Source organism: Streptomyces sp. NPDC051740 (assembly GCF_044453165.1).
Lineage (GTDB): Bacteria > Actinomycetota > Actinomycetes > Streptomycetales > Streptomycetaceae > Streptomyces > Streptomyces atrovirens.
Genome location: NZ_JBITCL010000019.1, coordinates 129,834 through 141,325, shown reverse-complemented (window position 1 = coordinate 141,325; position 11,492 = coordinate 129,834). Strand labels below are relative to the sequence as shown.

The window sequence follows — 11,492 nt, the reverse complement described above, 5'->3', positions numbered from 1 at the left end:
GCGGGGCCCCGTCGCGCCCCACACCAACCCCACGGGCCACCCGCTGCCGGTTGCACCGGTTGCTTGGGGTGCTGCGGCGCGGGGGTTGGCGGTCTTCGCCAACCCCCGTCGACGTAGGGCGTCAGCGGGACGAAGTAGTCTTGAGCCCATGCCTGAACGCCGTACCGTCGCACTCGTCACCCTTGGCTGCGCCCGTAACGAGGTGGACTCGGAGGAGCTCGCAGGCCGTTTGGAGGCGGACGGCTGGCAGCTCGTGGAGGACGCCGAGGAAGCGGACGTCGCCGTCGTCAACACCTGTGGCTTCGTCGAGGCCGCCAAGAAGGACTCCGTCGACGCCCTCCTGGAGGCCAACGACCTCAAGGGACACGGGAGAACCCAGGCCGTCGTCGCGGTGGGCTGCATGGCCGAGCGGTACGGCAAGGAACTCGCCGAGGCCCTCCCCGAAGCCGACGGCGTGCTCGGCTTCGACGACTACGCCGACATCTCCGACCGCCTCCAGACCATCCTGAACGGCGGCATCCACGCCTCCCACACCCCGCGCGACCGCCGCAAGCTGCTGCCGATCAGCCCGGCCGAGCGGCAGGACTCCGCCGCCGCCGTCGCCCTTCCGGGACACGGTCCGGCGGACCTGCCCGACGGCCTCGCCCCGGCCTCCGGCCCCCGCGCGCCGCTGCGCCGCCGGCTGGACGGCGCCCCGGTCGCCTCGGTGAAGCTCGCCTCCGGCTGCGACCGGCGCTGCTCCTTCTGCGCCATCCCGTCCTTCCGCGGCTCCTTCATCTCGCGCCGCCCCAGCGACGTGCTGAACGAGACGCGCTGGCTGGCCGAGCAGGGCGTGAAGGAGATCATGCTGGTCTCCGAGAACAACACCTCCTACGGCAAGGACCTCGGCGACATCCGCCTGCTGGAGTCCCTGCTGCCCGAGCTGGCCGAGGTCGACGGCCTGGAGCGGGTGCGCGTCAGCTACCTCCAGCCGGCCGAGATGCGGCCCGGCCTGATCGACGTGCTGACCTCCACCCCGAAGGTCGCCCCCTACTTCGACCTGTCCTTCCAGCACTCCGCGCCCGACGTGCTGCGTGCGATGCGCCGCTTCGGCGACACCGACCGGTTCCTGGAGCTGCTCGACACCATCCGGAGCAAGGCGCCCCAGGCCGGTGTGCGCTCCAACTTCATCGTCGGCTTCCCCGGCGAGTCCGCGGCCGACCTCGCCGAACTGGAGCGGTTCCTGAACCACGCGCGGCTGGACGCCATCGGCGTCTTCGGCTACTCCGACGAGGAGGGCACCGAGGCCGCGACGTACGACCGCAAGCTGGACGAGGACGTCGTCGCCGAGCGGCTGGCCAGGGTCTCCCGGCTGGCCGAGGAACTGGTCTCGCAGCGCGCCGAGGAGCGGGTCGGCGAGACCCTGCACGTACTGGTGGAGTCCGTCGACGAGACGGAGGGCGTGTACGGCCGGGCGGCGCACCAGGCCCCCGAGACGGACGGCCAGGTGCTGCTCACGAGCGGCGAGGGACTGAGTGTCGGCCGTATGGTCGAGGCGAAGGTGGTCGGCACGGAGGGTGTCGACCTGGTGGCCGAGCCGCTGTTCCAGGGTTCGCTCGCGTGTAGTGAGGAGGCGGGCAGATGACGGGTGTCCCGGCATCGGCGGCGGGAGGCCCCTCCGGCGTGGGGAGGACGGCGGGCGCCGCACCCGGAGGCATGCCGGCGACCGGCCGCACGGTCGCGCGGGAGTCGCGGGGCACGGCTCCGGGACCGTCCGGCGGCGGACCGGCCCGGCGCGGTGCGTCCGGCCGCGGCCCGGCCGGCACCCGGACGCACGGCGACGAGGCGGCGCCGGCCACCGCGTCCCGTGACGGCGTCGACGCCGGGGACGGGACCAGGCCCGCGCGCGGCGCGAAGATTGCGGCGGCGGCCGTCAACCAGGCCAGCGTCTGGAACATCGCCAACCTGCTGACCATGCTCCGGCTGCTCCTGGTGCCGGCGTTCGTCATGCTGATGCTCGCCGAGGGCGGATACGACCCGGCGTGGCGGTCGTTCGCCTGGGCGGCCTTCGCCATCGCCATGATCACCGACCTGTTCGACGGTCATCTGGCGCGCACGTACGACCTCGTCACCGACTTCGGGAAGATCGCCGACCCCATCGCCGACAAGGCGATCATGGGAGCGGCGCTGATCTGTCTCTCCTCGCTGGGCGATCTCCCGTGGTGGGTCACCGGAGTCATCCTCGGCCGGGAACTCGGCGTCACCCTGCTGCGTTTTCTGGTCATTCGCTACGGAGTGATCCCGGCCAGTCGAGGGGGCAAGCTCAAGACCCTCACCCAGGGCATCGCCGTCGGTATGTACGTACTGGCGCTGACGGGGTGGCTGGCCACACTGCGGTGGTGGGTGATGGCCGCGGCGGTCGTGCTGACCGTGGCGACCGGACTCGACTATGTGAAACAGGCCATTGTGCTGCGCAGGCAGGGAATCGCCGAGCGTGAGGCGGCGTTGGAGGAGACGGAAGCGTGAGTTCCGAGGCCACCGAAGTGGTGCGACTACTCACCGTGAACGGCGGAACGCTCGCCGTCGCGGAGTCGCTGACCGGTGGCCTGGTGGCGGCGGAGATCACCGCGGTCCCCGGGGCGTCCAAGGTCTTCCGGGGCTCGGTGACGGCGTACGCCACCGAACTCAAGCGGGAACTGCTCGGTGTGGATGCCACCCTGCTGGCGGAGCGCGGAGCGGTGGATCCGCAGGTGGCGGCCCGGATGGCGGCCGGCGTCCGCAAGGCGCTGGGTGCCGACTGGGGCATCGCCACCACCGGCGTCGCCGGTCCGGATCCCCAGGACGGCCAGGCCGTCGGCACGGTTTTCGTGGCCGTGGACGGCCCCTCGGGGACGGGAACGGCTTCCGCCCGCGGCGGAAAAGTGGAGCATCTGCGGTTGAACGGCGACCGCGCGGAAATTCGTATGGAGAGTGTACGGAGCGTACTCGCACTGCTTCTGACGGAGCTTGCGGGCGAACAGACCGGGAACGAGCGGGCACAGGATACGGAACGGAACGGGGGGTTTTGATGTTTGCAGCCCTGAGTGAACACGACATCGCTCCCCGCACGGCCGCGGCGCAAGGCGGTACGGTGGGGCGAGAAGGATGCGGCTACGCGGTCCGAGGAGGGAGCCACCGATGATTCTGCTCCGTCGCCTGCTGGGTGACGTGCTGCGTCGGCAGCGCCAACGCCAGGGCCGTACTCTGCGCGAAGTCTCCTCGTCCGCCCGAGTCTCACTCGGCTATCTCTCCGAGGTGGAGCGGGGGCAGAAGGAGGCTTCCTCCGAGCTGCTCTCCGCCATCTGCGACGCGCTGGACGTACGGATGTCCGAGCTCATGCGGGAAGTGAGCGACGAGCTCGCTCTCGCCGAACTGGCCCAGTCTGCTGCAGCGACCCCCAGCGAGTCCGTACCCACGCCGGTTCGTCCGATGCTGGGTTCCGTTTCGGTGACCGGTGTGCCACCGGAACGGGTGACCATCAAGGCGCCCGCCGAGGCGGTGGACGTCGTCGCCGCGTGAGCGTGGTGTTCCGCGCACGCGCGGTGTGAAGGTGTGGGATGCCCCGGTAGGGGCCCTTCCGGGAGATCCGGAGGGGTGCCGCCGGGGTTTTCGCATGCGTGGGCCTTCTCTCTTGTGCGTTTGCCGGTGCGGCGCGTGGCGGTCATCGTTGAGGGACGAGGCGGGGGCCGGCTACGGAGGTGCGGATGTACGTCGTGAAGAGCCCGTTGTCCGACGCGAACCTGAAGACGGTGTCCGAGGCGCTGCAGGGCGCCCTGGTCGATCTGGTGGATCTCGCCCTGGTGGGCAAGCAGATCCACTGGAACGTGGTCGGGCCACGCTTCCGTTCCGTACACCTCCAGCTCGACGAGGTCGTGACCCTGGCGCGTACCCACTCCGACACCGTGGCGGAGCGCGCCGCGGCACTGGGGGTCTCGCCCGACGGGCGTGCCGCGACGGTGGCCGTCGGCAGCGGCATCGGGGTGACCCCCGAGGGCTGGGTCGACGACACGGCCGCGGTGGGCGCGCTCGTGGAGGCACTGGGCGCGGTGATCGCCCGTATGCGGGAGCGGGTCACGGCGACCGCGGAGCCGGACCCGGTGAGCCAGGACATCCTGATCACGATCACCGCCGACCTGGAGAAGCAGCACTGGATGTTCCAGGCCGAGAACGGGTGACGTGGCCTTTGGGGGCCGTGGGGCCCTCGTGGAGCGGCCCGGGGTCCCGGATGCGCCCGTGTGCCCTTGGCGCGCCCTGTGGGCGGGAGCGAGCGGTCTCGTAGCGTCGGCGCGGGGGTGAGGGCCGTGACGACGGGGCGGGTGGTGCGCCGGGGGGCCGCTCTGGGGTTGGGGGCGCTGTGGTGGTGGGCGGTGGCGCGGCTGCTGCTGGCGCCCGACGCCGGGGTGGTGGAAGGGACGGTCGCGGCCGGCGGGTGGGGGCTCAGCCTGCTGCCGGTGCACTGCATGCCCAAGGCACGGGCGGAGGGGGCGCTCGCGGCGGGACGGTGGCGGCGGGCGTGGCGGATGGGCACCGTGCGTCGGTTCACCGACGGGGAGTGAACGGAGCCGGGCCCGGCTGGCAGGTGGGGCACCAGTACGTGGGGCGCTCGCGGGAGCCGTCGCCCTGGTCGGCGAGGCGGACCGGGGTGCGGCAGCGCAGACAGGGGCGGCGGGCGCGGCCGTACACGAACAGGTCCTGGCCGCGGCGGCCCGTGGTGTTGCGGACCGGGCGCTCGCGGTTGAACTCCAGCAGTTTCCTGGCGAGCACCGGCAGCTTCGCGGAACGGCCGGCGGGCAGTTCGCCCACGGGGAGCCAGGGAGTGACGCCGAGGAGGAAGCACAGCTCGCTCTTGAAGATGTTGCCGATTCCGGCGAGGTTCCGCTGGTCCAGCAGGGCCTCGCCGAGGGGGCGGGCCGGGTCCTTCAGGAGGTTGGCCAGTGCGAGGCCGGGGTCCCAGTCCGGGCCGAGGAGGTCGGGGCCGAGGTGGCCGACCGCGCGGTCCTCGTCGGTGGTGCGCATCAGTTCCAGGACGGGGAGCCGGTAGCCGACGGCCGTGCGGTCGGCGTTGCCGAGGATCGCGCGGATCTGGTGGGCGGGGCCGCCGTTCCAGCGCTGTCCGTGCGCGTACACCCGCCAGGAGCCGTCCATCCTCAGGTGCGAGTGCAGTGTCAGGCCGCCTTCGACGCGGGTCAGCAGGTGCTTGCCGCGCGGGGTGACGTCCAGCACGGTGCGGCCGGTGAGGTCGGCCGTGGCGAACCTCGGCACCCGGAGATCGCTGCGGGTCAGCACCTGGCCGGCCAGGGCGTCGTGCAGCCGCCGCGCGGCCTGCCAGACCGTATCTCCTTCGGGCATGCGTCAAGGGTGGCACGCCGGGCGGCCGGAGCGCTCGGACGGGCGCGCGCCGGCGGTGGGTCGGGGGTGCGGGCGCAGTCCTCTGGGGGGCGACGAAGCCGGCGGTCTTCAGGAGGGACGTCAGCGCGGAGGTGCCGTCGATGCGCTCCACTGTGATCGTGCCGAGCGTCCTGCGGGCGGCCCGGGTGCTTGGGCGGGAGTGTGCCGGCGGTGGGTCGGGGGTGCGGGCGCAGTCCTCTGGGGGTGGCGACGAAGCTCGTGGTTTACAGGAGGGTGGCAAGGGGGCGTCAGGGTCAGGGGCGCCGTTGTGGGCCCCATCAGCGCATACCGGGTGTTCGGGCGGTAGAGGTCGGGACGGCGGTGGGTCAGGCGCGCAGGCGTAGTCCTCTGGGGGTGGCGACGAAACCGGCGGTCTCCAGGAGGGTGCCCAGGGGGGAGGTCAGTGCGGAGGTGCCGTTGACGCGCTCCACCGTGACCGTGCCCAGGGAGCCCGCGCGGGCGGCTGCGGCGAGGGCCTCGGCGGCGGCCGGGAGGCGCGGGTCGTCGGCGGGTTCGCCGTCGGAGTCGGCGGGCCAGGCCAGCAGCGTCTTGCCGCCGCGCTCCACGTAGAGCGTCAGCTCGCCGTCCACCAGCACCACCAGGGAGCCCGCCTTGCGGCCGGGTTTGTGCCCGGCACCGGTCGGCGGCTCGGGCCAGCCCAGAGCGGCACCGTAGGCGTTCGCCGGGTCGGCGGCGGCCAGGACCACGGCGCGTGCGGCGCGGTCCGCACCGGTACGGCGGCCGGCGAAGGGGTCGTACGCGGGACGCCCGCCGTTCCGCCGGGGCGGAGGGGACTGCGGGGCCAGGTCGCGGGGGGAGACGTAGTCGCCCGGCGAGAGACGGGGGTACGGCATGTCGTCCGGACCGGGGAAACCGTCGTGCGCGGAGACGTCGCCGAACGGGTCGGGCATGTCGGTGCCGGGGGCGGCCGGGAAGCCGTCGCTCCGCTCGCGGGCGTTGGCCGCCGCGCGGAGGCGGTCCACGGCCCCGTCCATCGCGAACTGGGCGGCGCCCAGGCCCTCCACCACATAGCCGCGACGCGCCTGCCCCGTTTCCTCGAAGGCGGACAGCACCCGGTACACCGCCGAGAAGCCGCCTTCGACGCCCTCCGCGGAGACGGCGCCCCGGGTCACCACACCGTGCCGGTCGAGCAGGGTGCGGGCCAGGGCGTGGGCGCGGACCGTGGCATCCGTGTTCGTGTCCGGGAGCAGGGACCAGCGGCCGGCGACGGTCGGCGGGCCGGTGCGGGAGGCACCGCGGGCGGCCGCCGTGAGCGAGCCGTAGCGCCCGCGCGGGACGGAGCGCTTCGCGCGGTGGGCCGTGGCGCCCGCGGTACGGCCCGAGCCCAGCAGGGAGCGCATCGGCGTGAGCGTGTCGTTGGTCAGCCGACCGGACCAGGCGAGGTCCCACAGGGCGTCGGCCAGCTGGGGATCGGTGGCCTCGGGGTGCGTGGTGGCGCGGACCTGGTCGGCGATCTGGCGGAAGAACAGGCCGTAGCCGCCGGAGAGGGCGTCCAGGACGGATCGGTGGAGGGCGGTCGGTTCCAGGGGGTGCGGGGGTGGCAGGAGCAGCGGGGCCGTGTCCGCGAGGTAGAGGGAGACCCAGCCGTCCTTCCCGGGCAGTGAACCGGCGCCCGCCCACACCACCTCCCCGGCGGCCGTCAGCTCGTCCAGCATCGCCGGGGTGTAGTCCGTCACCCGGGACGGCAGGACCAGCTTCTCCAGGGCGGACGCGGGTACGGACGCGCCCTGCAACTGCTCGACGGCGCGCACCAGGCCGTCGACGCCGCGCAGGGAGTGCCCCTTGCCGATGTGCTGCCACTGGGGGAGGAACTGGGCGAGCGCGGGCGGTGGCACCGGCTCCAGTTCGTGCCGCAGCGCGGCCAGGGAGCGGCGGCGCAGCCGGCGCAGTACGGCCGCGTCGCACCACTCCTGTCCGATCCCGGCCGGATGGAACTCACCCTGGACGACCCTGCCGGCCGCCGAGAGCCGCTGCAGGGCGCCCTCGGTGACCGCCACACCCAGTCCGAAACGGGCCGCAGCCGTCGCCGACGTGAACGGGCCGTGGGTGCGCGCGTACCGCGCGAGGAGGTCGCCGAGGGGGTCCTTGACGGGCTCGGTGAACGCCTCCGGCACACCGACCGGCAGCGCCGTGCCCAGCGCGTCGCGCAGCCGGCCGGCGTCCTCGATCGCCGCCCAGTGGTCGGTGCCGGCCACCCGCACCCGGATGGCGCGCCGCGCGGAGGCGAGCTCCCGCGCCCACTGCGGCTCGGCGCCCCGCTCGGCGAGTTCGGCGTCGGTGAGCGGGCCCAGCAGCCGCAGCAGGTCGGCCACGCCCTCCGCGTCCTTGACCCGCCGGTCCTCGGTGAGCCACCGCAGCTCGCGCTCCAGCTCGGTCAGCACCTCGGCGTCGAGGAGCTCGCGCAGCTCCGCCTGGCCGAGCAGCTCGGCCAGCAGCCGCGAGTCCAGCGACAGGGCGGCGGCGCGGCGCTCGGCGAGCGGGGAGTCGCCCTCGTACAGGAACTGGGCGACGTATCCGAAGAGGAGGGAGCGGGCGAAGGGGGACGGTTCGGGTGTGGTGACCTCGACCAGGCGCACCTTGCGCGCTTCCAGGTCGCCCATCAGCTCGACGAGCCCGGGCACGTCGAAGACGTCCTGGAGGCACTCGCGGACGGCTTCGAGGACGATGGGGAACGAGCCGAACTCTCCGGCCACCTGGAGCAGTTGTGAGGCGCGTTGACGCTGCTGCCACAGCGGGGTGCGCCGGCCGGGGTTGCGGCGCGGCAGCAGCAGCGCGCGGGCGGCGCACTCGCGGAACCGGGACGCGAACAGCGCCGAGCCGCCCACCTGGTCGGTGACGACCTGGTCGACCTCACCCTTGTCGAAGACGATGTCGGCCGCGCCCACGGGGGCCTGGTCCGCGTCGTACTCGGTGCCGGCCTTCACCGGCTCCTGGTCGAGCAGGTCGAGGCCCATCAGGTCGGCGTCCGGCAGGCGCAGCACGATGCCGTCGTCGGCGTGCATCACCTGGGCGTCCATGCCGTACCGCTCGGAGAGGCGGGCGCCGAGCGCGAGCGCCCACGGGGCGTGCACCTGGGCGCCGAACGGGGAGTGCACGACGACCCGCCAGTCGCCCAGTTCGTCGCGGAAGCGCTCCACCACGATGGTGCGGTCGTCGGGGACGTGGCCGCAGGCCTCGCGCTGCTCGTCGAGGTAGGACAGGACGTTGTCGGCGGCCCAGGCGTCCAGTCCCGCCGCCAGGAGCCGCAGCCGGGCGTCGTCCTTGGACAGTGCGCCCACTTCGCGCAGGAACGCCCCCACCGCGCGGCCGAGTTCCAGCGGGCGGCCCAGCTGGTCGCCCTTCCAGAACGGCAGCCTCCCCGGCACGCCCGGCGCGGGGGAGACCAGGACGCGGTCGCGCGTGATGTCCTCGATGCGCCAGGAGCTGGTGCCGAGGGTGAAGACGTCGCCCACGCGGGACTCGTAGACCATCTCCTCGTCCAGCTCGCCGACCCGTCCGCCGCCCTTCTTCGGGTCGGCGCCCGCCAGGAACACCCCGAAGAGGCCGCGGTCGGGGATCGTGCCTCCGGAGGTGACGGCCAGGCGCTGGGCGCCGGGGCGGCCGGTGATCTCGCCCGTGACCCGGTCCCACACCACGCGCGGGCGCAGCTCCGCGAACGCGTCGGACGGGTAGCGGCCGGCGAGCATGTCCAGGACGCCCGTGAAGGCGGACTCGGGCAGGGAGGCGAAGGGTGCCGCGCGGCGGACCATGGCGAGCAGGTCGTCGAGCTGCCAGGTGTCCATGGCCGTCATGGCGACGAGCTGCTGGGCCAGCACGTCCAAGGGGTTCGCGGGGACGCGCAGGGACTCGATGGCGCCCGCGCGCATCCGCTCGGTGACCACGGCGGCCTGCACCAGGTCGCCCCGGTACTTCGGGAACACCACGCCCGTGGAGACCGCCCCCACCTGGTGCCCCGCGCGGCCGACGCGTTGGAGCCCGGAGGCGACGGACGGCGGCGACTCGACCTGGACCACCAGGTCGACGGCGCCCATGTCGATGCCCAGCTCCAGGCTGGAGGTGGCGACCACCGCGGGCAGCCGGCCGGCCTTGAGGTCCTCCTCGACCAGGGCGCGCTGCTCCTTGGACACCGAGCCGTGATGGGCGCGCGCGATGACCGCGGGCGCTCCCTGGGCGGCCCCGGAGCCGCCCATCAGCTCGGCGGGGGAGTGGTGCTCGTCCAGGGGCTCTCCGGTGGCCCGCTCGTAGGCGATCTCGTTGAGCCGGTTGCACAGCCGCTCCGCGAGGCGGCGGGAGTTGGCGAACACGATGGTCGAACGGTGCGCCTGCACCAGGTCGGTGATCCGCTCCTCGACGTGCGGCCAGATCGACGGGCGCTCGGCGCCCTCCGAGCCGTCGGCGACCGGGGAGCCGCCCAGCTCGCCCAGGTCCTCGACCGGCACCACCACGGACAGGTCGAACTCCTTGCCGGACTCCGGCTGGACGATCTCCACCGTGCGGCGCGGGGAGAGGAACCGGGCGACCTCGTCCACCGGGCGCACCGTCGCCGAGAGGCCGATACGGCGGGCCGGACGGGGCAGCAGCTCGTCCAGCCGCTCCAGGGTGAGCGCGAGATGCGCGCCGCGCTTGGTGCCGGCGACCGCGTGCACCTCGTCGAGGATCACCGTCTCCACGCCCGTCAGCGCGTCGCGCGTGGCGGACGTCAGCATCAGGAACAACGACTCGGGCGTGGTGATCAGGATGTCCGGCGGGCGGGTGGCCAGGGCGCGCCGTTCGGCGGGCGGGGTGTCGCCGGAGCGGATGCCGACCTTCACCTCGGGCTCGGGCAGCCCCAGGCGCCCGGACTCCTGACGGATGCCGGTCAGCGGGCTGCGGAGATTGCGCTCGACGTCGACGGCCAGGGCCTTCAGCGGCGAGACGTACAGGACACGGCAGCGCTTCTTGGGGTCGGCGGGCGGCGGCGTCGAGGCCAGCTGGTCCAGGGCGGCGAGGAAGGCGGCCAGGGTCTTCCCGGAACCGGTGGGGGCGACCACCAGCACGTCCGAGCCCTCCCCGATGGCCCGCCACGCGCCGGCCTGGGCGGCGGTGGGCGCGGAGAACGCCCCCGTGAACCAGCCGCGGGTCGCGGGGGAGAAGCCGTCCAGGGCTCGGTGCGGATCACTGACCATGCGTCCATCGTGCACCCGGCCACTGACAATCGGGCCGAGCCGGGGACGGCCGGGGCCGCGTGACAATGGCCGCATGGCGGAATCCCGGAAGGAGAGGGCGCGGCACTGGCGGTACGACGAACTGCCCGGTGTCGATCTGCTGCGTGCCCGGTACATACGGAAGACGTTCGTCCGGCACACCCACGAGAACTTCGTGATCGCCGCCATCACCGACGGGGTCGAGGTCTTCCACCACGGCGGCGGCGACGTGTACGCGGGCGCCGGGGCCCTCGCCCTGGTGAACCCGGACACCCCGCACACCGGCCGGGCGGGTGTCCCCGAGGGCTGGCGGTACGGGGCGGTGTACCCGTCGCCCGAGGTGGTGGCCGCCATCGCCGCCGAGACCACCACGCTGCGCGGCACACCGGGGTTCGTGACGCCGGTGCTCGACGATCCGTACACCGTCCGTCTGGTGCACCAGGTGCTGCGGGCCACCGACGAGGGCAACGCGCTCGCCGCCGACACCCTGCTCCGGGTCGCGGTGACCCGGCTGCTGCGGCTGAACGGCGGGACGCTGCCGCGACGCGAGGTGCGCACGGCGGGCGCCGGGATCGCGGCACGCGCGCGTGCCGTGCTGGAGGAGCGGATGGCGGATCCGCCGACGCTGGAGCGGCTGGCCGCCGAGCTGGGCACCGGCCCGTTCGCGCTGCTGCGCGCCTTCCGGGACACCTACGGGATGCCGCCGCACACCTGGCTCACCGACGCGCGCGTGCGGCGGGCACGGCGGCTGCTGGACGCGGGGACGGCGCCGTCGGAGGCGGCCGTCGCGGTCGGGTTCACCGACCAGCCGCATCTGAACCGGCACTTCGGCCGGATCGTCGGTGTGCCCCCGGGGGCCTACCAGCGCGAGCGCAAGAACGT

8 protein-coding genes and 1 pseudogene are annotated in these 11,492 nt (G+C 73.7%); 7 read left to right on the top strand and 2 right to left on the bottom strand.

Annotation, left to right across the window (positions count from 1 at the left end):
- The first annotated feature begins 148 nt into the window (after positions 1-148).
- The 6 genes from rimO (at position 149) to ACIA6T_RS27510 (ending at position 4,574) form a co-directional block, all read left to right on the top strand.
- On the top strand, positions 149-1,624 hold the full coding sequence (gene rimO / locus ACIA6T_RS27535) for a 30S ribosomal protein S12 methylthiotransferase RimO (RefSeq protein ID WP_399449164.1): 1,476 nt from the start codon (positions 149-151) through the stop codon (positions 1,622-1,624).
- Positions 1,621-2,505 (top strand): CDP-diacylglycerol--glycerol-3-phosphate 3-phosphatidyltransferase, encoded by an 885-nt coding sequence (gene pgsA, locus ACIA6T_RS27530; protein WP_399449163.1) that lies wholly within the window; start codon positions 1,621-1,623, stop codon positions 2,503-2,505. Before rimO ends, pgsA begins: the two co-directional genes overlap by 4 nt.
- Positions 2,502-3,047, top strand: coding sequence for a CinA family protein (locus ACIA6T_RS27525; protein WP_399449162.1), 546 nt, complete (start codon positions 2,502-2,504; stop codon positions 3,045-3,047). The genes pgsA and ACIA6T_RS27525 overlap by 4 nt, the downstream gene beginning before the upstream one ends.
- 109 nt (positions 3,048-3,156) lie before the next feature.
- A complete protein-coding gene (locus ACIA6T_RS27520) occupies positions 3,157-3,537 on the top strand; it encodes a helix-turn-helix domain-containing protein (RefSeq protein WP_030825954.1) in 381 nt (126 codons plus the stop codon).
- Positions 3,538-3,722: 185 nt separating this feature from the next.
- A complete protein-coding gene (locus tag ACIA6T_RS27515; RefSeq protein ID WP_073930582.1) occupies positions 3,723-4,193 on the top strand; it encodes a Dps family protein in 471 nt (156 codons plus the stop codon).
- Between the two features lie 126 nt (positions 4,194-4,319).
- Positions 4,320-4,574 carry a hypothetical protein gene (locus ACIA6T_RS27510; RefSeq protein WP_399449161.1) on the top strand — a complete coding sequence of 85 codons (255 nt, stop codon included), beginning with the start codon at positions 4,320-4,322 and terminating at the stop codon, positions 4,572-4,574.
- Here the strand turns inward: ACIA6T_RS27510 and ACIA6T_RS27505 are convergent.
- Together ACIA6T_RS27505 and ACIA6T_RS27500 are read right to left on the bottom strand one after the other, a co-directional pair.
- Entirely contained in the window at positions 4,558-5,367 is an 810-nt protein-coding gene (locus tag ACIA6T_RS27505) for an Fpg/Nei family DNA glycosylase (protein ID WP_399449160.1), read from the bottom strand. The genes ACIA6T_RS27510 and ACIA6T_RS27505 overlap by 17 nt on opposite strands.
- 365 nt (positions 5,368-5,732) lie before the next feature.
- Positions 5,733-10,592, bottom strand: coding sequence for an ATP-dependent helicase (locus ACIA6T_RS27500; RefSeq protein WP_399449159.1), 4,860 nt, complete (start codon positions 10,590-10,592; stop codon positions 5,733-5,735).
- On the opposite strand from ACIA6T_RS27500, the pseudogene ACIA6T_RS27495 reads away from it, so the two are divergent.
- Positions 10,480-11,466: pseudogene (locus ACIA6T_RS27495) on the top strand (AraC family ligand binding domain-containing protein); the annotation flags it as partial. The gene ACIA6T_RS27500 and the pseudogene ACIA6T_RS27495 sit on opposite strands and share 113 nt — an antisense overlap.
- Between the last annotated feature and the right edge of the window lie 26 nt (positions 11,467-11,492).